The sequence below is a fragment of the Anaeromusa sp. genome, from assembly GCF_028691475.1.
Lineage (GTDB): Bacteria > Bacillota > Negativicutes > Anaeromusales > Anaeromusaceae > Anaeromusa.
Genome location: NZ_JAQUZF010000023.1, coordinates 1 through 20,010 on the forward strand (window position 1 = coordinate 1; position 20,010 = coordinate 20,010).

Annotated in this window: 22 protein-coding genes; all 22 read left to right on the top strand. The window is 51.0% G+C overall.

Annotated elements, in window-relative coordinates:
• The first annotated feature begins 541 nt into the window (after positions 1–541).
• The 22 genes from PHF27_RS05110 (at position 542) to radC (ending at position 20,009) form a co-directional block, all read left to right on the top strand.
• Complete coding sequence (locus PHF27_RS05110; protein ID WP_300066957.1) at positions 542–1,795, top strand: O-antigen ligase family protein; 1,254 nt, start codon at positions 542–544, stop codon at positions 1,793–1,795.
• A gap of 185 nt (positions 1,796–1,980) precedes the next feature.
• Positions 1,981–2,436, top strand: coding sequence for an ATP-binding protein (locus PHF27_RS05115; RefSeq protein WP_300066960.1), 456 nt, complete (start codon positions 1,981–1,983; stop codon positions 2,434–2,436).
• A complete protein-coding gene (locus PHF27_RS05120; protein WP_300066963.1) occupies positions 2,429–3,721 on the top strand; it encodes a [Fe-Fe] hydrogenase large subunit C-terminal domain-containing protein in 1,293 nt (430 codons plus the stop codon). The genes PHF27_RS05115 and PHF27_RS05120 overlap by 8 nt, the downstream gene beginning before the upstream one ends.
• 1 nt (position 3,722) lies before the next feature.
• Positions 3,723–4,088 carry a serine kinase gene (locus PHF27_RS05125; RefSeq protein ID WP_300066966.1) on the top strand — a complete coding sequence of 122 codons (366 nt, stop codon included), beginning with the start codon at positions 3,723–3,725 and terminating at the stop codon, positions 4,086–4,088.
• Positions 4,073–4,846 carry a PHP domain-containing protein gene (locus tag PHF27_RS05130; RefSeq protein ID WP_300066968.1) on the top strand — a complete coding sequence of 258 codons (774 nt, stop codon included), beginning with the start codon at positions 4,073–4,075 and terminating at the stop codon, positions 4,844–4,846. The genes PHF27_RS05125 and PHF27_RS05130 overlap by 16 nt, the downstream gene beginning before the upstream one ends.
• Before the next feature lie 14 nt (positions 4,847–4,860).
• Complete coding sequence (gene nuoE, locus PHF27_RS05135; protein WP_363320043.1) at positions 4,861–5,364, top strand: NADH-quinone oxidoreductase subunit NuoE; 504 nt, start codon at positions 4,861–4,863, stop codon at positions 5,362–5,364.
• Positions 5,361–5,879, top strand: a complete 519-nt coding sequence (locus PHF27_RS05140) for an ATP-binding protein (RefSeq protein ID WP_300066974.1) — start codon at positions 5,361–5,363, stop codon at positions 5,877–5,879. Before nuoE ends, PHF27_RS05140 begins: the two co-directional genes overlap by 4 nt.
• Positions 5,876–6,241 (top strand): (2Fe-2S) ferredoxin domain-containing protein, encoded by a 366-nt coding sequence (locus PHF27_RS05145; protein ID WP_300066977.1) that lies wholly within the window; start codon positions 5,876–5,878, stop codon positions 6,239–6,241. The genes PHF27_RS05140 and PHF27_RS05145 overlap by 4 nt, the downstream gene beginning before the upstream one ends.
• 10 nt (positions 6,242–6,251) lie before the next feature.
• Complete coding sequence (nuoF, locus tag PHF27_RS05150; protein WP_300066980.1) at positions 6,252–8,042, top strand: NADH-quinone oxidoreductase subunit NuoF; 1,791 nt, start codon at positions 6,252–6,254, stop codon at positions 8,040–8,042.
• Between the two features lie 21 nt (positions 8,043–8,063).
• Positions 8,064–9,788 carry an NADH-dependent [FeFe] hydrogenase, group A6 gene (locus tag PHF27_RS05155; RefSeq protein ID WP_300066983.1) on the top strand — a complete coding sequence of 575 codons (1,725 nt, stop codon included), beginning with the start codon at positions 8,064–8,066 and terminating at the stop codon, positions 9,786–9,788.
• A gap of 247 nt (positions 9,789–10,035) precedes the next feature.
• Positions 10,036–10,668, top strand: coding sequence for a redox-sensing transcriptional repressor Rex (locus PHF27_RS05160; protein WP_300067036.1), 633 nt, complete (start codon positions 10,036–10,038; stop codon positions 10,666–10,668).
• A 373-nt stretch (positions 10,669–11,041) separates the two neighbouring features.
• The gene (locus PHF27_RS05165; protein ID WP_300066986.1) at positions 11,042–12,550 is read left to right on the top strand and encodes an acetyl-CoA hydrolase/transferase family protein; all 1,509 of its coding nucleotides are present in this window, start codon (positions 11,042–11,044) and stop codon (positions 12,548–12,550) included.
• Positions 12,551–12,577: 27 nt separating this feature from the next.
• The gene (locus tag PHF27_RS05170; protein WP_018703399.1) at positions 12,578–14,221 is read left to right on the top strand and encodes a methylmalonyl-CoA mutase family protein; all 1,644 of its coding nucleotides are present in this window, start codon (positions 12,578–12,580) and stop codon (positions 14,219–14,221) included.
• Between the two features lie 28 nt (positions 14,222–14,249).
• The gene (locus tag PHF27_RS05175; RefSeq protein ID WP_018703400.1) at positions 14,250–14,642 is read left to right on the top strand and encodes a cobalamin B12-binding domain-containing protein; all 393 of its coding nucleotides are present in this window, start codon (positions 14,250–14,252) and stop codon (positions 14,640–14,642) included.
• Positions 14,643–14,726: 84 nt separating this feature from the next.
• Positions 14,727–15,665 (top strand): methylmalonyl Co-A mutase-associated GTPase MeaB, encoded by a 939-nt coding sequence (meaB, locus tag PHF27_RS05180; RefSeq protein ID WP_300066990.1) that lies wholly within the window; start codon positions 14,727–14,729, stop codon positions 15,663–15,665.
• A gap of 36 nt (positions 15,666–15,701) precedes the next feature.
• The gene (mce, locus tag PHF27_RS05185; RefSeq protein WP_300066993.1) at positions 15,702–16,109 is read left to right on the top strand and encodes a methylmalonyl-CoA epimerase; all 408 of its coding nucleotides are present in this window, start codon (positions 15,702–15,704) and stop codon (positions 16,107–16,109) included.
• A 30-nt stretch (positions 16,110–16,139) separates the two neighbouring features.
• Complete coding sequence (locus PHF27_RS05190) at positions 16,140–17,669, top strand: carboxyl transferase domain-containing protein (protein WP_300066996.1); 1,530 nt, start codon at positions 16,140–16,142, stop codon at positions 17,667–17,669.
• A 15-nt stretch (positions 17,670–17,684) separates the two neighbouring features.
• Positions 17,685–17,843, top strand: a complete 159-nt coding sequence (locus PHF27_RS05195; RefSeq protein ID WP_300066999.1) for a hypothetical protein — start codon at positions 17,685–17,687, stop codon at positions 17,841–17,843.
• Positions 17,844–17,888: 45 nt separating this feature from the next.
• Positions 17,889–18,275, top strand: a complete 387-nt coding sequence (locus PHF27_RS05200) for a biotin/lipoyl-containing protein (protein WP_018703405.1) — start codon at positions 17,889–17,891, stop codon at positions 18,273–18,275.
• A gap of 169 nt (positions 18,276–18,444) precedes the next feature.
• Positions 18,445–18,726 (top strand): DUF4321 domain-containing protein, encoded by a 282-nt coding sequence (locus PHF27_RS05205; RefSeq protein WP_018703406.1) that lies wholly within the window; start codon positions 18,445–18,447, stop codon positions 18,724–18,726.
• Between the two features lie 12 nt (positions 18,727–18,738).
• On the top strand, positions 18,739–19,305 hold the full coding sequence (locus PHF27_RS05210) for a Maf family protein (protein ID WP_300067004.1): 567 nt from the start codon (positions 18,739–18,741) through the stop codon (positions 19,303–19,305).
• A gap of 20 nt (positions 19,306–19,325) precedes the next feature.
• Positions 19,326–20,009 (top strand): DNA repair protein RadC, encoded by a 684-nt coding sequence (radC, locus tag PHF27_RS05215; protein ID WP_300067006.1) that lies wholly within the window; start codon positions 19,326–19,328, stop codon positions 20,007–20,009.
• Position 20,010: the final 1 nt, after the last annotated feature.

Sequence of the window (20,010 nt, forward strand, 5' to 3'; positions counted from 1 at the left end):
TGGAATAGCTAAACTTGCAGTATAATCCGTAATGCTGAAGGAAGAAGAACTTCGGAAAGCCGTATGAGGGAGAACCTCACGTACGGATTGATGAGGAGGGGCTGGGAGTCCAGCCTTTTACTCTACAGTTATAAGTTTTTACAGCTGAAAAACCTAGAGTTATCAAGGATTGGGAGCTTCTATCTAAACGGCGGCATAATTGTATTTGAGACAAGATTTGCGCGCGCCTCGGAAAAGCAGGCTAAGGCGGCAGTTTCTTAACTCGCTGCGCTCAAACAGGCGAAACTGTCATCCGTCTTACCCTGCTTTTTCGTCCTGCGGACCGTCTTGCTCCAATAAAAGTCTCAAATACAATCACGGCCTCCATAGCCTTGTTCGTTCCCTCGCTTTACTCACTTTAATCCACTATCTCCGGACCTTCTCTGGCTTTCATCTGCTTCATCAATTACTCTGCGTTTCCGTTCCTGCCGAGTTTTCTTTTCTTGTATCCGCAGCAGGGACAGGCTATAATTGGTGAAGAAGTAGGATGCGGAGGATGTATATGAACGAAGTGGTTAAAAACGGTTGGGAACGGCGGCTCGCTTTTTTGATTGAACACTGCATTTACGCAGTGGCCTTTTTTTTGCCGCTTTCTTTAGATGTCGCAAGTGTGTTTTTAATTACCGGTGCGCTGGGATGGGGCGTGAAATCATTATGGTTTCGCAAGGGCCGTCGCTGGCAAATTACTTTTCTGGATTGGGCGGTGGGAGCTGTCGTTGTTTTAGGGGCGCTTTCCATTTTGGTCTCGCCGGATCCTGGGTTTAGTCTTTACAATTATACGCATCTAATGGGCCGGTATGTGCTCCTGTACTATCTGGTGGTCTGCAATCTGGATTCGACGGAACAATTGCGCAAGCTCATCTGGGCTGTGCTTTGTTCGGCGTTTTTTGTGACTGTCTATGGTTTGTATCAATATGTTGTTGGTTTTGACATTTCTGCGACGCAATGGGTGGATGGCGAGCAGTTTCCGGAACTTAAGACGCGGGTGTTTTCAACGTTGGAAAACCCCAATCTTTTGGCTGGCTATTTAGTTATGATGATGGCGTTAGCCAGCGGCATGGCGTTTGCTCCTCGAAGCTGGAGGGAGAAGGGCCTGCTGTTTGCTCTGACGGCGTTATTTGGTCTTTGTTTGGTCTATACGTATTCGCGCGGCGCTTGGTTGAGCGTGGCGGCGGTTGTCGGCATCTACGGCTGGCTGTATAATCGGCGTATTTTTTGGATTTTCTGCTTGCTGCCGCTAGGCCTGCTAGTGGCGCAGGACAGCATTTTGACGCGCTTGACTTCTATTTTGAATCCAACAGATACTTCTTCTACTTTGCGTATTGCTTTGTGGGAGAGCACGGCAGCCATGATTGAGGACAACCCTTTTTCCGGTATTGGCTGGGGAGCGTACTGGATGGTCTATCCGGAATATGACTTTTTTATTAATGATGGCCATACTAAGATTTTTCATGCTCATAATATGTATTTGAATATCGCAGCGGAAATCGGTCTGCCTGGTTTTTTCGCCTTTCTGGCTGTAATGTATGGGCACTGGCGTAAGGCCAGAAAAATTCTGCAAGAAACGAAGGATCCTTGGATGGCTGGTCTGAGTTTGGGCTTGCTGGCGGCGCTGGGCGGCTTATTCTTTAACGGCTTGACTGACTATGTTTTGTTCAATATACAGCTGTCTATGCTGTTCTGGCTGCTGAACGCCATCATTGTCGTTGCTGCTAAATCGATTTTCTTCTCAGAAGCAGGCGGAAATAGATTTTGAAATTTTTATAACTAAGTTGCAGGAATTTACATTAAATAAAGCGAATATAGACCAAAAAGCACAAAGCGTGTCAAGAGATGTTCATTCCAAATGCATCTTGACACGCTTTTGGTTTTATTAGAGAATTGTGAAAGCTCTAACTCAATTGTATACATAAAAGATTGTGTACAAGCGGTGGTGAAATAATGGAGCAGGAAAAAATGAATGCCTGGCAGAAAGAATGGCCCATAAAGGGCTTTGATTTCTCGCGGGCAGGCGACGGCGCTATGCAATTAAAAGACGTTATGCGTCGGTTGGGACTTCCAGGAGATGTAATTCGCCGGGCATCGGTGGGCGCGTATGAAGCGGAGCTGAATGTGATCATTCATGCACGGCGCGGTGTAATGCGGGCGAGCGTCACTGCTGAAGAAACGAAAGTGGTTGTGGAAGACGAGGGGCCTGGTATTGCGGATGTAAGCCAAGCCATGTGCGAGGGCTTTTCTACAGCGCCGCCGGAAATTCGTGAAATGGGTTTCGGCGCGGGGATGGGTTTGCCTAATATGAAGCGTTGCGCCGATGAATTGGTTATCGATTCGAAACCGGGTGTGGGTACGTCGGTTTCTATGTTATTTCGGCATCAGAGGGGAGCAGACCATGAGTGACAGCTATTTTCATTCGGTGCGTTTGATTGAAGCGCGTTGCCGGGGCTGCGTAGTCTGTGCTAAGCACTGTCCCATGGAAGCCATTCGAGTGCGCGCCGGAAAAGCGCGCATTTTGGAAGAACGTTGTATTGATTGCGGCGAATGCATTCGTCTTTGTCCGGCTAAGGCGAAGACAACGGTAACCGACGCCATGGATTGCCTGAAACGGTTCTCCTACAATGTGGCCTTGCCGGCGCCGTCGCTGTATGCTCAATTTCCAGCAACTGTATCGGTGGGACGAATTTTGGGGGGATTGCTGCAGCTTGGTTTTGATGCAGTGTGTGAAGTGGCTTTGGGGGCGGCTGACGTGACGGCGGCAGTGAAGCGATTGCTCCAGAAAAAAGAGATTCCGAAACCCTTGATTTCCTCAGCCTGTCCTGCGGTTGTGCGTCTGGTACAGGTGAAGTTTCCAGACCTGCTGCCTTGCCTGGTGCCTATGGAGGCGCCTGTAACGGTTACGGCTCGCTTAGCTAGAGCCAGAGCGGTTGAGCAGACTGGCTTGCCGCCGGAGAAAATAGGCGTTTGGTTTTTGACGCCTTGCCCGGCGAAGATGACGGCGGTGAAGCAAGCCGGCAGTGTTATTGACGGGGCTATCGCTATTTCGCATCTTTACGGGGAATTACTGGCTAAAGTTCACGATAAGGATTGCCCTGAGGTGGAGGTGGAGTCCAGCTGGCTGGGAGCCGGCTGGGCCTTAGCCGGCGGGGAAAGCCAAGGTGTAATGCAAGACAGCGTGCTGGCGGTGGACGGAATTGAGCAAGTCAGTCAACTGCTGGAGCAGGTTGCTTTTGGTACGTTGGGTCAGGTGCGCTATATCGAGGCGCTGGCCTGCGCCGGAGGCTGCATTGGAGGTCCTTTGACGGCGGTTAACCGTTTTGTAGGCGAGACGCAGCTTCGCGGACGGGCTTCCATCTGGCCGTCGAAGACGCCGGAAAAACATAGGGCCGTGGAGGTGCTGCCGTTGCCGCTGCCTAAGCCGGTGCTGCGCCTGGATCAGGATATTCACGAAGCGCTGCGTAAAGTGGAAAGCATGGAAGAAATGCTGTACAAGCTGCCGGGATTAGACTGTGGCTCCTGCGGGTCGCCGAACTGCCGCGCTCTGGCGGAGGACATTGTGCAGGGGCAGGCCAGTGAAACGGATTGCGTATTTTTGCTGCGGCAGCGAGTGCGCGATTTAGCCCAAGAAATGAAAAGTTTGGCGGAGAAACTGCCGCCTTCCTTGGATAAAAGCGAAGAAGAAAGCTGAGGTGGAGGCTGTGCTGGTAGCGGATTTAACTCGGGAATTGCCGCTGAAGCTTGCCGGAGGGGCGCAAGGGTTGCAGCGCGAAGTGCAGGGGGGGTTTGTTTCAGATTTGATGAGCTGCGCTTTAGCGCAGGCTGGCGAGGGAACGGTATGGGTGACCATGCAAAGTCATGTGAATTTGTTGGCCGTCGCTTCCTTGGCGGGAATGGCGGCAGTGATCGTTGCGGGAGGCGCTAAACCGGAAGCGGCGGCCTTGGCCAAGGCGGACGAAGTAGGGATGCCTCTTCTAGTAACGGACTTGCCCGCCTTTGATATCGTTTGCCGGCTCCATGCACTGGGCGTGGGCCAAGAAATATGCGATCTTATTTGACGGACTTGCATGTGCATACGGTGTTGTCTCCTTGCGCTTCAGTGGAGATGACGCCGTCTTTGGTGGTGGAGACGGCGCTGGAGTTAGGCTTGGATATTATCGCTGTTACCGACCATAATGCCGGTGACAATGCCAAAGCGGTCTGGCAGGCGGCGAGGCAGAGCTCATTAACGGTTTGGCCGGGGATGGAAGTGGAGTGCGACGAGGAAGCGCATTTACTGGCGATTTTTGACGATTGGCCGGCGTTTGCGTCTTGGTGCGCCAAAGTGGACGGCTGGCGTAATGGCAGACTGAATCAGAGTCGTCTTTTTGGGCCGCAGTGGATTTTAAGCGCGGAAGATGAACTGCTGGGCGAGCGGGAGGAGCTGCTGCTTTCGGCGTTAACGGCGGATGCGCAAACTCTTTGCGAAGAAGCGGTTCGCCTGGGCGGGATGGTCATTGCCAGTCATGTGGATCGGCCAGCTTACAGCCTTTTGGGGCAGTTGGGAATTTGGCCGACGGAATTGCCCGTGGCGGCGGCGGAAATCTCAACTTGTGTGGCGACCGAAGCTGAAGCGCGGCGGAGATTGCCGCTTTTGCCGCAGGAGCTGCCCTTGGTGACGGCATCAGATGCGCATAGCTTAGATGCGCTTTGTCAAGGCGGCAAAGTGCAAATCATGATGGAAAAGCCTACGTTAGCCGAATTTCATCTGGCTTTGCAGGGCAAAGACGGACGTTGGCTGCGATGGCATAACCGTAATAAAGAGGAGAACGCGTAAAGGGGGAAACGATGATGAAATTATCGAAGTCAGGATGTGCGTGCGGAGGGGCTGGTGAGAGGTATGAAGAACTTGCAGCTATTCTTGCGCGCTATCAAGAGGCGCCGGGAGCTTTAATTCCGGTACTGCAACAGGCTCAAGACGCTTATGGGTATTTATCGCGGGAGGTGCTGGAACGGATTGCCGATGGCTTGCATTTGCCTATCAGCCAAGTATATGGCGTGGTGACATTTTACTCACAGTTCCATCTTAATCCGCGAGGGAAACATATTGTAAGGGTGTGCCAAGGAACGGCCTGCCATGTAAGGGGCGCTAAAGCAATTTTAGAAGCCATGGAAAAAGAGTTGGGCGTAAAGCCGGGCGAGACGACAGCAGACTTGAACTTTACCTTGGAAACCGTGGCCTGTATTGGCGCCTGCGGCCTGGCGCCGGTTATGATGATTGACGATGACACGTACGGCCGTTTGACGCCGGAAGGCATAGGAGGTATTTTGCAGCCCTATCGTGGACAGTCATGAAAGAGCTGTCGCTGCTTCTGTTAGAGCTTTTGCGAAATTCTCTGGAAGCGGGGGCGGCCCGTGTGGATATCCGCGTACGAGAAATTGGAGACTCTTTAACATGGAGGATTGCTGATGACGGGAGAGGCATGACGCGCCAAGAATGCAAAGAGGCGTTGAATCCTTTTTTTACGAAACGAACAACACGCGCTGTTGGCCTAGGTTTGGGTCTTTTAGATATGTGGACGCGACATTGCGGCGGCAAAGTGCGGATGATTTCCCGGCCTGGTTTAGGGACGATGATTTGCGCTTCCTTTGGCAGAAGCCATCCTGATTTACCGCCTTGGGGCGATTTGCCCGGTACTTTGTGGACCTTGGCGGTGACAATGCCGCAAATTCATTTTCAATACCTGCATTATCGGGATGGGCGGCAATGGCAGTGGGATTCATCGACTACAACAGGGCTGGACATGTTGACTTTGAAAGAAGTGCTGGAGACAGGCTGGAATGCATTGAAAGAGGAGGAACAAGCATGAAAACACTGGAAGAGTTAAATCGTTTGCGTGAACGCGTGCGGCAGGATATTCGTATTCGGCAGCAGACAGATACGCGAATTATTATTGGCATGGGCACGTGCGGCATAGCCGCCGGCGCGCGCGAGGTGCTTAAGTCAACCCTGGAAGAGGTGGCTAAGAGACACTTGGAAGGGGTCAGTGTACAACAAACAGGCTGTATAGGCATGTGCGAGCAAGAGGTTCTTTTGGATGTGGTGCTGCCGGGGCAGCCGCGCATTATTTATGGAAAAGTAACTCCGGACAAGGTGGAGCGCATTGTAGGCGAGCATGTGGTGAACGGGCGCATTGTCGAAGAATGGGTTGTGGCTAAAATAGATAACTAGGAGGAGGACCATGGAATACGTAAGGGCGCATGTATTGATTTGTGCCGGAACAGGCTGTACGTCGTCCGGCTCAAAAAAGGTGGAAGCCGCATTGCGGCGGGAGCTGGAGGAAAAAGGCTTAGCTCGGGAAATTAAGATTGTTGAAACCGGCTGTCACGGTTTTTGCGAGATGGGGCCGTTGCTTATTGTCTACCCAGAGGGCGTTTTTTATGTGCGAGTGCAGGAGGAAGATGTTCCAGAACTGGTAGAAGAGCATTTTTACAAGGGACGTATTGTGCAGCGGCTGCTTTACCAAGAGCCGTTGACGGCGGAACGCATTCCCAGTTATGAGGACATTCAGTTTTATCATAAGCAGCAGCGCTTGGTATTGGCCAATTGCGGGCATATCAATCCGGAAGTAATTGAGGAATATATTGCCGGCGGCGGTTATGAGGCCTTAGGCAGAGCTTTGACGACGATGACGCCGCAGCAGGTAGTAGACGAGGTTAAACTTTCCGGTCTGCGGGGGCGCGGCGGCGGCGGCTTTCCAACCGGCTTGAAGTGGAGCTTTGCCGCCAAGGAGCCGCAAGGGAAAAAATATGTGGTTTGCAATGCCGACGAGGGAGACCCGGGGGCGTTTATGGATCGCAGCGTGCTGGAAGGAGATCCGCACCGGGTGCTGGAAGGTATGCTTGTTTGCGGCTATGCCATTGGTGCGGACGAGGGCTATATCTATGTGCGAGCCGAATATCCTTTGGCCATCAAGCGGCTGAAGGTGGCTATCGCTCAGGCGGAAGCCATGGGCCTTTTGGGAGAGGATATCTTGGGTTCCGGCTTCTCGTTTCATATTAAGATCAAAGAAGGCGCTGGCGCCTTTGTATGCGGTGAAGAAACGGCTCTTTTGGCATCTATTGAAGGCAAGCGAGGCATGCCGCGTCCCAGACCTCCTTTTCCGGCAGTGGCTGGGCTTTGGGGCAAGCCGACAAATATCAATAACGTGGAAACCTTTGCCAATGTGCCGCAAATTATCGCCAAAGGCGGCGCATGGTACGCTTCTATCGGTACGGAAAAAAGCAAAGGAACGAAAGTATTTGCTTTGACTGGCAAAGTGAATCATACGGGCTTGGCGGAAGTGCCCATGGGCATTACGATGCGGGAAATCATTTTTGATATTGGCGGCGGTATTCAAAACGGAAAAAAATTCAAAGCCGTGCAAATAGGAGGACCTTCCGGGGGTTGCCTACCGGAAGAGCTTTTAGACCTGCCTGTAGATTATGACTCTTTATTACAGGTGGGGGCTATGATGGGTTCAGGCGGTCTGGTAGTCATGGATGAAACCACCTGTATGGTGGATGTGGCCCGCTTTTTCTTGAATTTTACTCAGTCCGAATCCTGCGGTAAGTGTACGCCCTGTCGGGAAGGTACAAAACGCATGTTGGAAATTCTGACCCGCCTTACAGAAGGCGAGGGCCGAGAAGGAGACATTGAACTGCTCGAAGAACTGGGACGCAGCATTAAGGCGGCTTCTCTTTGCGGTTTGGGACAGACGGCGCCCAATCCGGTGCTCAGTACACTGCGCTATTTCCGTCACGAATATGAAGCCCATATCCGGGAGAAACGCTGTCCAGCCGGCGCCTGCGCTAAAATGGCGGCGTATTCGATTACGGATACATGCAAGGGCTGCGGTCTTTGTAAGAAGGTATGCCCTGTAGGGGCCATTTCCGGAGAAATCAAAGGGCGGCATGTTATCGATGCGCAAAAATGCATCAAGTGCGGCAGTTGTCTGGCTAAATGTCCATTCCAGGCCATTGTTAAAGGATAAGAAGCAAAGGAGCTGACTTATATGGATACGGTATGTATTACAGTGGACGGCCAGACTGTTGAAGCGCCCAAAACGGCTACTGTCTTGGAGGCGGCGCGCCTGGCCGGCGTAAAGATTCCCACTCTTTGCCATCATCCGGAGCTGCACCCCGAGGGAAGCTGTCGTGTTTGTCTGGTGCAAATTGAGGGCGCCCGTTCGTTAGCGGCGTCTTGCGTGCATCCTGTGGCGGAAGGCATGGTAGTGCATACGCATAGTCCGGCGGTGCGGGATGCGCGCAAAATGGTGGTGGAATTGCTTTTGGCGAATCATCCGGCAGATTGTCTGGCATGCGAACGCAATGGCGATTGCGAGCTGCAGACCATTGCCGCAGAACTTGGTATTCGACAGGTTCGTTTTAACGGGGAACGCCGGCGGGGAGGAAAGGATGCTTCCAATCCATCCCTTGTGCGCGATCCTGAAAAGTGTATTTTATGCGGTCGGTGTATACGGGCGTGTAGTGAAGTGCAAGGAGTTCATGTATATAGCTTCACGAAGCGGGGCTTTCATACGGAAGTGTCTCCTGCCTTTGGCATGGGCTTAGACGCGGCGGCCTGTACCTACTGCGGACGGTGCGCGGCTGTTTGCCCGACAGGAGCGATTACCATCAAAGATGATACGGCGCCGGTTTGGGAGGCGCTGGCCGATGCAGGCAAGCATGTGGTAGTCCAGACAGCGCCGGCAGTGCGGGTAGCTTTGGGGGAAGCGCTGGGCTTGCCGGCCGCCAGCATCGTAACGGGGAAAATGGTGGCGGCCTTGCGCAGACTTGGTTTTGATAAGGTGTTCGATACTGATTTCGCCGCCGATGTGACCATTATGGAAGAAGGCAATGAACTCTTGCGGCGCATTAAAGAAGGCGGCGTGCTGCCGATGATCACTTCTTGCAGCCCTGGATGGATTAATTTTGCGGAGCTTTTTTATCCGGAGTTGCTGCCGCATTTGTCGACAGCTAAGTCACCGCAGCAGATTTTCGGCGCCTTGGTGAAAACCTACTATGCAGAAAAAAGCGGGATTAAGGCGGAGGATATTGTCTCTGTTTCGGTAATGCCCTGTACGGCGAAGAAAGCCGAAGCGGTGCGCCCGGAAATGTGTGACAGCGGCTTTCGGGATGTGGATTATGTGCTGACAACCCAGGAACTAGCGGCTATGATTCGCGAAGCCGGCTTGGATTTTGAAGCGTTGCCAGAAGAAGAATTTGACGCTCCTATGGGTATTTCTACCGGTGCTGGCGTTATTTTCGGCAGTACCGGCGGTGTGATGGAGGCCGCCTTGCGGACGGTCTACGAGACGGTAACTGGCTGTGCTTTAGCAAAAGTGGAACTGCGTGAAGTACGCGGCCTGGAAGGAATTCGGGAAGCGGAAATTGACCTGCAGGGCACAATCGTTCGCGTGGCCATCGCGCATTCGCTGCGCCATGCGAGAACGTTGCTGGAAAAAGTAAGAGCTGGCGAGGTTGATTACCACTTTATTGAGATTATGGCTTGTCCTGGCGGTTGTCTGGGCGGAGGAGGACAGCCGCGCAGCAAGATGGCGGACTTTCGTCAGCGTCGTATGGCGGCCTTGTACGAATGCGATGAAAGAAGCGGTTTGCGTAAATCCCATGAAAACCCGGCGGTGCAGGAGTTATATGCTTCTTGGCTGCAGGCTCCATTGAGCGAAAAGTCGCATCATTTACTGCATACGCATTACAAGCCGCAACGGAGAGGATAAGCTGCTCTTGGCGTTTCTGTTTAAGCAGGCGCGTGTAAATGCTTCATATATTCAGAATAGAAGGAAAGGCGAATTTGCAGAATATAACAACATTCGCCTTTCCTTTTGTAATGCGATTTTTTATATTCTATAGAGGAGGATTTTGTCATTGTAGTGCGAATAACAAAATAAAGATAAGTAAAGTTAAAGAGAAAATAATGATTTTAAAGAACAAAATGAAATCCCAGTGGAGTAGGGGGATTGTTTGTTGAAAGAACATATCATGATTTCGAAGGCGACAATTGATCGTTTGCCGCTGTACTTTCGCACGCTGAAGTTGAGCCAAGAAGAGGGGATTGAAATTATTTCCTCGGAGGAACTGGGAAATCGCTTGGGCGTGACGCCAGAGCAGATTCGCAAGGATTTGGCTTCTTTCGGACAATTTGGAAAAAAAGGCGTCGGTTATTATGTGCGGGAGCTCTTGCGCAATATCGGCGAGATCCTTGGTTTGCATCACAACTGGAATATTGCGGTTGTAGGTATGGGACATTTGGGTTGGGCCTTGGCGCATTACAAAAATTTTTCTTCCTTAGGTTTTAATATGGCGGCGCTCTTGGATGTGGCGCCGGAGCGTATTGGCATGGTTGTAAACGGTGTGGCCATTGAGCATGCCGACCAACTAGAAGAAATCGTTCGGCAGCGGCAGATACAGATTGCTATTATTGCCGTGCCGGCGGAACATGCGCAGCTGATGGTAGATCGCCTGGTGGCGGCTGGTGTCAAAGGGATTTGGAACTTTGCTCCCCGTAAGATTGAAGTGCCGCGTCAGGTGTCTTTAATTAACGAAGATTTGTCAGTAGGCTTAAGCAGTCTTTCTTATTATTTGACGCGTCAAGACTAGATGGAGTATTATAAATAAAAAAACTGCGGTGAATACGTGTATACATTCACAATCGAGCAGGATTTTTATAACTAAATATAGTAATTATATCTTGTATGAGTTTTTGTGTTATCGGTTCGTTTTGAAGCTGCATGGGTGTGAAAATGCCGTCAGTTGCCGCGAAACCGTCAATTGACGGCATTTTTGTGACCCTTTCCTTTTTTGCAGTGACTATCCTAGCTTGTTCTATATTGAACGCAAGGGTGTCGGCCCTGAAAAGCAAGGATTCTTACGTAACAGCATCAGTGCTGGAGGTGAGGTAGTAGGGAGATTACGTGCAAGGAATTTCCGGTAAAAATGCTTCTGTTGCCAGAACTAAGGAGGAGAGTTGTTAATGATTGACATTCGGGATCGCGTGCGCAATAAAGAACTGCATGCAAAGATTGTCAGCGCCGAAGAAGCTGCAGCCTTTATTAAACCCGGGATGAACATTGGCGCCAGCGGTTTCACTCCTGCCGGCTATCCGAAGGCTGTGCCTTTGGCGTTGGCGGAGCGAATGAAAAAAGAACCTTTCCAGATTAACCTTTGGACAGGCGCTTCCGTAGGCAAGGAATTGGATGGCGCTTTGATGGAGGTTGGCGGTATTGCCCGCCGTATGCCTTATCAGACCAACAATGATTTGCGTAAAGCCTTAAATGCGGGTAAATTGGAATACTTTGACCTGCACTTGAGCCATTCCGCCCAGATGGTGCGTTATGGTTTTCTTGGCGGCAAAGTGGATGTGGCTATCGTAGAAGCCTGTGCGATTACGGAAGAAGGCCATATTATTCCTACGACCTCTATGGGGAACACCGCATCCTTTGTACAGGAAGCCGATGTAGTTATCGTAGAAGTGAATACCAGCCAGCCGTTAGAGCTGGAAGGCATGCATGATGTCTATACGCCGGAAGATCCGCCGCACCGCAAAGCTATTCCGTTGTGCAAAGTTGACGAACGGATTGGAACTCCCTATATTCCCTGCGGTCCGGATAAAATCAAGTATATTGTCGCTTGCGACATCAAAGACGATGTGCGCGGTTTTGCGCCCATTGACGATGATTCTAAAAAAATGTCGGAACTGGCTATTGAGTTTTTCCATCAGGAAATCAAAGCCGGCCGTTTGCCGAAAAACCTGTTGCCTTTGCAATCTGGCGTAGGCTCTGTAGCAAACGCTGTTGTCACTGGCTTTGTGAATTCCGATTTTGAAAACCTTGAAGTTTTTACCGAAGTTATTCAGGACGGCATGCTGGATTTGGCTGACGCCGGAAAACTTCGCTTTGCCTCTGGTACTTCCTTCTCGCCGTCTCCGGAAGGCTTGGAGCGTTTGTATCAAAATATTGATGAATATCGTACTAAGATGGTTCTGCGGCCGCAGGAAATTTCCAACAGCCCGGAACTGGCCCGTCGATTGGGGATTATCGCCATGAATACGGCGATTGAATTTGACATTTATGGTAATGTCAACTCCACTCATATCATGGGCAGCAAAATGATGAATGGTATTGGCGGTTCCGGCGATTTCGCTCGTAACGGCTATTTGACCATGTTCTTCTCCACTTCAACGGCGAAGGACGGTGCTATTTCCTCGATCGTGCCTTTTGTATCCCATGTGGATCACAGCGAGCATGACATTGACGTCTTTGTTACTGAGCAAGGTCTGGCTGATGTGCGCGGCCTCAGCCCGCGTGAGCGAGCTAAGGTTATTATTGAAAACTGTGCTCATCCCGACTTCAAGCCCATGTTGCTGGACTACTATGAACGTGCTTGTAAAGCGACAAAAAATGCGCATACCCCGCACATTTTGTCCGAGGCCCTTTCGTGGCATGTCCGTTTTCAAGAAACGGGCACAATGAAATTGAAATAAAGAAAGAGTAAAGGAGGCCCTTTGTTAATGAGCAATGAAGTTTTGAAAGAAAAATTGGCAGCCTATGCAGCCAAAGTGGAAAAGGCTATTGCGAAAAATCCTGAACGCGGTAACCTGGCCCACAATCGTCTCTACACTCCGTTGGATATCGAAGGAACCGACTATGTCAACGATATCGGATTCCCAGGATCCTATCCCTTCACCCGTGGCGTACAGCCTACCATGTACCGTGGCCGTTTCTGGACCATGCGTATGTATGCCGGCTTCTCTACGGCGGAAGAATCCAATAAGCGTTACCGTTATCTGCTTGAATCGGGCAGCACCGGCCTGTCTTGCGCATTTGACCTTCCGACTCAGATCGGTTACGACTCTGACGACGATATGGCTGAAGGCGAAGTAGGCAAGGTGGGCGTGGCTATCGACTCGCTGGCTGACATGGAAATCCTCTTTGATCAGATTGATCTGAGCAAAGTATCCACTTCCATGACCATCAATGCGCCGGCTTCGGTACTGTTGGCCATGTACATCGCTGTTGGCGAGAAACAAGGCGTTAGCGCTGACAAACTGCGCGGCACCATCCAGAATGATATTTTGAAAGAGTATGCGGCTCGCGGCACTTACATTTTCCCGCCTAAGCCGTCCATGCGTCTGATTACCAATATTTTCGAGTATTGCTCGAAAAACGTTCCCCAGTGGAACACCATTTCAATTTCCGGTTATCATATCCGTGAAGCTGGTTCGACTGCTTCCCAAGAAATCGCTTTCACCATCGCTAACGGCATTGCCTATGTTGATGCGGCTATTAAAGCCGGCCTGAATGTTGATGATTTCGCCGGACGTCTGTCCTTCTTCTGGAACGCTCATAACAATGTGTTGGAAGAAGTTGCGAAATTCCGCGCTTCCCGCCGCGTTTGGGCTAAAGTCATGAAAGAGCGCTTTGGCGCCACGAATCCTCGTTCCTGGATGTTGCGCGTGCATACCCAGACTGCTGGTTCCATGCTGACAGCGCAACAGCCGGACAACAACATTGTCCGCGTAGCTTTGCAGACAGCAGCTGCTGTTCTCGGCGGTACGCAGTCCCTGCATACCAACTCCAAGGACGAAGCGTTGGCTCTGCCTACGGAAGATTCCGTACGTGTTGCTTTGCGTACTCAGCAGATCGTTGCTTATGAAAGCGGCCTGGCTGACGTTGTCGATCCGTTGGGCGGCTCCTACTATGTAGAAGCTCTGACTAACCAGATCGAAAGCGAAGCTCTCGACTACATCAAGAAAATTGATGACCTGGGCGGCGCTGTTGTAGCTATTGAAAAAGCATATATCCAAAAAGAAATTCAGGATAGCGCTTATAAATGGCAGATGGAAGTGGAACGCAACGAGCGCGTCATTGTTGGCGTTAACAAGTTCCAAATCGAAGAAAAGCCTGTTGAAGGTCTGCTGAAAATCGACGAGTCCGTCGGCAAATTGCAGAAGGATAAATTGGCTAAACTGCGCGCTAGTCGCGACAATGCGGCTGTTGACGCTGCACTGGCTGCTTTGGAAGCGGCTTGCAAAGGCGAAGATAACCTTATGCCTTTCATCCTGGCGGCTGTTAAAACATACGCCACTTTGGGTGAAGTTTGCGGCGTAATGCGCAAAGTGTTCGGCGAGTATCAACCGGGAAGTACCCTGTAAGCGATAGAGTTAGGAGGCACAGCGAACGATGGAGAAAAAGATTCGTATTTTAGTAGCTAAACCGGGCCTGGATGGCCATGACCGCGGCGCAAAAGTCGTGGCTCGCGCTCTGCGTGATGCAGGTTTTGAGGTTATTTATACCGGCCTGCGCCAAACTGTGGAACAAATTGTAGAGACAGCTCTGCAAGAGGACGTAAATGTAGTGGCTCTGAGCCTGCTGTCCGGCGCTCATAACACCCTTTTCCCGAAAGTCATTGCCGGTCTGAAAGAAAAAGACATGGCAGACGTTTTGGTTGTTGGCGGCGGCGTTATTCCCGACAGCGACATTCCTTTCCTGAAAGAAGCCGGCGTAGCCGCTGTCTTTACTCCAGGAACTTCCACCGCTGACATCGTAGCTTTTATCAACGAAAACGTAAAATAAGCGTTTTAGCCTGTTCACAGGTTATGTTAGGAATGTGTGGCCGTCCGCCTTTAGGCGGGCGGCCATAAGGTGGTGCATTTGCCAATGAATATTGCAGAACAAGTGCTAGCAGGATCTCGGAGAGCGCTCTCTAAGGCGATTACAGCGGTGGAGAATGAGTATGATACGGCGGTAGACATTATGAAAGCCCTGTATCCTCATACTGGCCGAGCTCATGTTATCGGTATCACTGGCGCGCCGGGAGCCGGTAAAAGCACGTTGACCGACAAACTTGCCAAAGCTTATCGCCGCCAAGGCAAGACAGTAGGCATTATTGCCATTGACCCTACAAGTCCTTTTTCGGGCGGCGCTATTTTAGGCGACCGCATCCGCATGGTGGATCTCACCATGGACGAAGGCGTATTTATCCGTAGTATGGGCACCAGAGGTTCTCTGGGAGGCTTGTCGCGCAAAACGGCGGAAGCTGTGAAAATCCTTGACGCGTTTGGCATGGACGTAGTCTTTGTTGAAACCGTCGGCGTTGGTCAGTCAGAAGTCGACATCGTAAAGGCTGCGGACACTACAATTGTAGTGATGGTTCCCGGCCTGGGAGACGACATTCAAGCGATCAAAGCAGGCATTTTGGAAATTGGCGATGTCTTTGCCATCAACAAAGCGGACAGGGAAGGAGTCGACAAGCTCCATGTCGAATTAGACATGATGCTCGACTTAAATCAGGAGCATACCGACTGGAGACCGCCGGTGAAGCGGACGGTAGCCAGCCGGGATGAGGGCGTAACTGAGCTGGTAGAGACCATTGGCGAACATTTTGAATATCTGCAAACAAGCGGCGCTCTAACGGTGCGTCGACGCGAGCGGACGAAAAACGAGCTGCTGGATTTACTGGACGAGGAAATTGGCAGGAAAGTTATGCGTCATCTGCAGGAGTCTGGAAACTTTGACAACTTGGTTATCCAAGTAGAGCAAAGAGAGAAAGATCCCTATTCGGTGGTGCGTGAAATTTTACACCAAGTGTTGCGCTGAGTTCCTAGAGCAAGCTTAGAAAGAGGAGGTAGAATCGTGTTTAAAGCTTTGAAAGTAGATCATATCGGGATTGCAGTAAAAGATCTCGAACAGGCTAAAAAATTCTATACAGAAGTTTTGGGCCTGCAAGCCATGGGCGAAGAAGTGGTAGAAGAGCAGAAAGTTCGCGTTTGCTTCATTCCTTGCGGCGACAGCGAAGTGGAACTGTTGGAGTCCACTAGCCCAGACGGCCCGATTGCCAAGTTCATTGAGAAAAAAGGCGAAGGCATCCAGCATGTGGCGTTCCGCGTCGAAAACCTGGAAGCTGCGCTTGCTACTTTGAAAGAGCAAGGCATTCGTATGATTGACGAAAAACCCCGCTATGGTGCCGGTGGAGCCAGCATCGCCTTCGTACATCCGAAAGCGACCGGCAGTGTGCTGGTGGAACTGTCCGAGCGCAAATAGATCATTGCGAGAATCTACAGGAGGTGTACGATGGCTACTGTTCAGGAAAAAATCCAAGAACTGAAAGCCAATCAGGCCAAAATCATGCAAGCCGGCGGCGCAAAACGCGTTGAAAAGCAACATGCTTCCGGTAAGATGACGGCCCGTGAGCGCATTGAATTCTTTTTTGACCCCGAAAGCTTTGTGGAATTGGATCAGTTTGTACGGCATCGTTGCGTAAACTTTGGCATGCAGACGAAAGAAATTCCCGCCGAAGGCGTTATTACCGGCTATGGTACGGTTAATGGCCGCCTGGTGTATGCATTTGCTCAGGATTTCACCTGCGAAGGCGGTTCTTTGGGTGAAATGCATGCTGCTAAAATCTGTAAAGTGTTGGATCTGTCCTTGAAAATGGGAGCTCCGATCGTTGGTATAAACGATTCCGGCGGCGCTCGTATTCAAGAAGCGGTTGACGCTTTGGCAGGCTACGGCAAAATTTTCTACAAAAACACTCTGGCATCCGGCGTTGTCCCGCAGATTTCCGTAATCATGGGACCATGTGCTGGCGGCGCTGTGTATTCTCCGGCTCTGACCGACTTCATCTATATGGTGAAGAACACCAGCCAGATGTTTATTACCGGTCCTGCAGTTATTAAATCCGTTACGGCGGAAGAAGTAACCGCAGAAGACCTCGGCGGCGCTATGACGCATAACTCCGTATCTGGGGTGGCTCATTTTGCAGCTGAAAATGATCAGGACTGCCTGGAGCAGATCCAGTACCTGCTGAGCTTCCTGCCCAGCAACAACCTGGAAGAAACTCCGGTTGTGGATACCGGCGACTGCCCGAACCGCATGTCTGACGAGCTCAACACCTTGCTGCCGGATAACCCGAACATGCCTTACGACATGTTCGATGTAATCCGCGAAGTGGTTGACAATGGTGAGTTCTATGAATCGCATAAGCATTATGCGCAGAACATCATCACTTGCTTTGCCCGCTTGGACGGTCGCGCGGTCGGTATTATTGCCAATCAGCCGAACGTTATGGCTGGCTGCTTAGACATCAACGCTTCGGATAAATCCGCGCGGTTTATTCGTTTCTGCGATGCCTTCAATATTCCGATTCTCACCTTGGTTGACGTTCCTGGCTTCTTGCCTGGTGTTGATCAAGAATATGGCGGTATCATCCGTCATGGCGCCAAAATGCTTTATGCATATTCCGAGGCCAGCGTGCCGAAAGTAACCGTAATTACCCGTAAAGCGTATGGCGGTTCCTATCTGGCCATGTGCTCTCAGGACTTGGGCGCCGATCAAGTGTTTGCTTGGCCGACTGCTGAGATTGCCGTTATGGGTCCTGCCGGTGCTGCTAACATCATCTTCCGTAAGGATCCTGATGTGGCTGCGAAAACCGAAAAATATGTTGAAGAGTTCGCAACTCCGTACAAAGCGGCTGAACGCGGCTTCGTTGACATCGTCATTGAGCCCAAGGAAACTCGTCCGCGCATTATTACGGCCTTCAACATGTTGTCCAGCAAGCGTGAGGCTCGTCCGGCCAAAAAGCACGGCAACCTCCCGGTATAAGGAAGGGTGAATGGCATGACAATTGATGCGAAAAATGTAAAACCCGAAGTAGTAGCGGTCATTGCCGCTGCAGTAGCTGCCATGATGGGCGGACAAATCAAGGCGCTGCGGATTTCCAACGTTAGCTTGGCTTGGGCTCAAGCTGGACGCAGCAAGAATATGAATTCTCATTGATTGGTCTTCTAGATTTATAATCTTATAAATTGGAGGAATTTACACATGAAAAAATTTAACATTACTGTTAATGGTGCTTCCTATCAGGTAGAAGTAGAAGAAGTTATCGCAGCTCCGGCGAAAGCCGCCGCTCCGGCCGCTAAACCGGCCGCTGCTCCTGCTGCCGCTCCGGCCGCTCCGGCTGCCGCTGCTGCTCCGGCTGTTGTTGCTGATGGCGACACTCCGGTTAAAGCTCCTATGCCTGGCAAAATTATCCGTCTGGTTGCCGAAGCCGGCAAAGCCGTTAAAAAAGGCGACGTGCTGATGATTCTGGAAGCCATGAAAATGCAGAACGAAATTACGGCTCCTGTTGCGGGTACCCTCAAGTCCCTCAACGCTGTAGCTGGCCAAGGCGTAAAGCCTGGCGATGTTATCGCTGTTATTGGCAAGTAAGAACATATAAGGCAAAAGGCGCTTCTCCTGACGGGAGAAGCGCCTTTTCTCTTGGTTGCAGCTATTTACAGTGTGTGAGCAAATAGGGTACAATAAACCAGAACGCTTTTGGGTTGCTTCTCTTTTTTCTCAAAGCGTTTGAATAGCCTATAACATAGGAGGAGATTGGATGGCGGTCCGTACCGGCTCGTTGGGCAGGGGATATGGCATGTTAGCGCTTTTTGTAGTAACCGGCGCTGTATTTGGCGGTATGCTGGGAGATTTTTTGGCGTCCTCCGGCTGGCTTAGTCCACTGGCGCCTTATTTGACCAGAAAGTTTCCGCTATTGGAAATGCCTCCAGTGCTGGTGAATCTATACGTGCTGCAGATCCAGTTTTCTTTGTCGTTATATCCCAATTTTATCAGTTTATTGGGGATTATTGCCGCGGTGCTTTTGTTCCGCCGACTATAAGGAGTGAGAGCTATGCAGGTGAAGCTGGCTTCAGCATCTCCGCGTCGCAAAGAAATTTTGGAGTTGCTGGGGATTCCCTTTAGTATCGAAGTAAGTTCGGTAGAAGAAAAAAATGACGCACCGGTACCGCCGGATCAGTTAGTATTGGGGCATGCACGCAGCAAAGCGCTGGATGTAGCGGCGCATTCCGATCCGGATACGATTGTTATTGGTGCGGATACGATTGTGGTGTGCGAGGGTGTTGTTTTGGGTAAGCCGTCCGATGCGGAGGATGCCAAGAGTATGCTTGCTTTGCTGGCTGCCAGAACACACCAGGTATATACTGGCATTGCCGTTGTGCAGGGAAAACAGATTTGGAGCCATTGTGAAAAAACCGAGGTGGATATGGGACCTCTTGACGAAAGGGAATTGGCTGCTTACGTAGCAACCGGCGAACCTTTGGACAAAGCGGGGGCTTATGCCATCCAGGGCCAAGGAGCCCGTTTTATTCGCGGTATTCGAGGGTGCTACCAAAATGTGGTAGGACTGCCGCTGTTTGCGCTTGTCGATCTTTTACGTCAGACCGACCTTCCCTTGTGATGCGGCGGCCGGCGAGGACCATGCGGGAACTGCCGGAAAAAGAACGGCCTAGGGAAAAAATGCTGCGTCTGGGAGCAAGAGGCTTGAGTGATGCAGAATTGTTGGCTATTTTGTTGCGTACAGGCACCGTGGAAGAGTCAGCATTGTCCATTGCTCAAGGATTGTTGAAGGAGTATGAGCAGCCGGGCGGCGTAGCTTTGTTGGCTGCAGCCAGGCCGGAAGATTTGTCGAAGTATAAGGGAATTGGCAATGTCAAAGCGATTACAATAACTGCTGCCATTGAATTTGGCAGACGTTTGTATGCGCGGCAAGCTTCCGGCGATATAACCAGCATTAGGCAGCCGGAGGATGCTGCGAATTGGTATTTGCATCGGCTGCGCTATGTGCAGCAGGAAGAATTTCATGTACTGCTGCTTTCGACGAAGCATCAGGTCTTAGCCAGTTGCTGCGTCGCAGTTGGCACTATGGATGCAGCTCTTGTTGATCCAAGAAGGGTGTTTCAGGAAGCGCTTCGGCATCAAGCGGCTGCGTTGATTCTAGCGCATAATCACCCCAGTGGCGATCCTTCGCCCAGTAAAGAAGATATTGCCTTGACTTTGCGTCTGGCGGAAGCCGGCAAGTTGTTGGAACTGCCAGTATTGGATCATGTAATCATCGGCGACGGGCGGTTTGTCAGCTTAAAAGAAAAAGGCTTACTTTATTGAG

Coding starts and splice junctions, on each gene's coding strand:
- PHF27_RS05110 (WP_300066957.1), top strand. CDS start 542: ATGAACGAAGTGGTTAAAAACGGTTGGGAACGGCGGCTCGCTTTTTTG.
- PHF27_RS05115 (WP_300066960.1), top strand. CDS start 1,981: ATGGAGCAGGAAAAAATGAATGCCTGGCAGAAAGAATGGCCCATAAAG.
- PHF27_RS05120 (WP_300066963.1), top strand. CDS start 2,429: ATGAGTGACAGCTATTTTCATTCGGTGCGTTTGATTGAAGCGCGTTGC.
- PHF27_RS05130 (WP_300066968.1), top strand. CDS start 4,073: ATGCGATCTTATTTGACGGACTTGCATGTGCATACGGTGTTGTCTCCT.
- nuoE (WP_363320043.1), top strand. CDS start 4,861: ATGAAATTATCGAAGTCAGGATGTGCGTGCGGAGGGGCTGGTGAGAGG.
- PHF27_RS05140 (WP_300066974.1), top strand. CDS start 5,361: ATGAAAGAGCTGTCGCTGCTTCTGTTAGAGCTTTTGCGAAATTCTCTG.
- PHF27_RS05145 (WP_300066977.1), top strand. CDS start 5,876: ATGAAAACACTGGAAGAGTTAAATCGTTTGCGTGAACGCGTGCGGCAG.
- nuoF (WP_300066980.1), top strand. CDS start 6,252: ATGGAATACGTAAGGGCGCATGTATTGATTTGTGCCGGAACAGGCTGT.
- PHF27_RS05155 (WP_300066983.1), top strand. CDS start 8,064: ATGGATACGGTATGTATTACAGTGGACGGCCAGACTGTTGAAGCGCCC.
- PHF27_RS05165 (WP_300066986.1), top strand. CDS start 11,042: ATGATTGACATTCGGGATCGCGTGCGCAATAAAGAACTGCATGCAAAG.
- PHF27_RS05170 (WP_018703399.1), top strand. CDS start 12,578: ATGAGCAATGAAGTTTTGAAAGAAAAATTGGCAGCCTATGCAGCCAAA.
- PHF27_RS05175 (WP_018703400.1), top strand. CDS start 14,250: ATGGAGAAAAAGATTCGTATTTTAGTAGCTAAACCGGGCCTGGATGGC.
- meaB (WP_300066990.1), top strand. CDS start 14,727: ATGAATATTGCAGAACAAGTGCTAGCAGGATCTCGGAGAGCGCTCTCT.
- PHF27_RS05190 (WP_300066996.1), top strand. CDS start 16,140: ATGGCTACTGTTCAGGAAAAAATCCAAGAACTGAAAGCCAATCAGGCC.
- PHF27_RS05195 (WP_300066999.1), top strand. CDS start 17,685: ATGACAATTGATGCGAAAAATGTAAAACCCGAAGTAGTAGCGGTCATT.
- PHF27_RS05200 (WP_018703405.1), top strand. CDS start 17,889: ATGAAAAAATTTAACATTACTGTTAATGGTGCTTCCTATCAGGTAGAA.
- PHF27_RS05205 (WP_018703406.1), top strand. CDS start 18,445: ATGGCGGTCCGTACCGGCTCGTTGGGCAGGGGATATGGCATGTTAGCG.
- PHF27_RS05210 (WP_300067004.1), top strand. CDS start 18,739: ATGCAGGTGAAGCTGGCTTCAGCATCTCCGCGTCGCAAAGAAATTTTG.
- radC (WP_300067006.1), top strand. CDS start 19,326: ATGCGGGAACTGCCGGAAAAAGAACGGCCTAGGGAAAAAATGCTGCGT.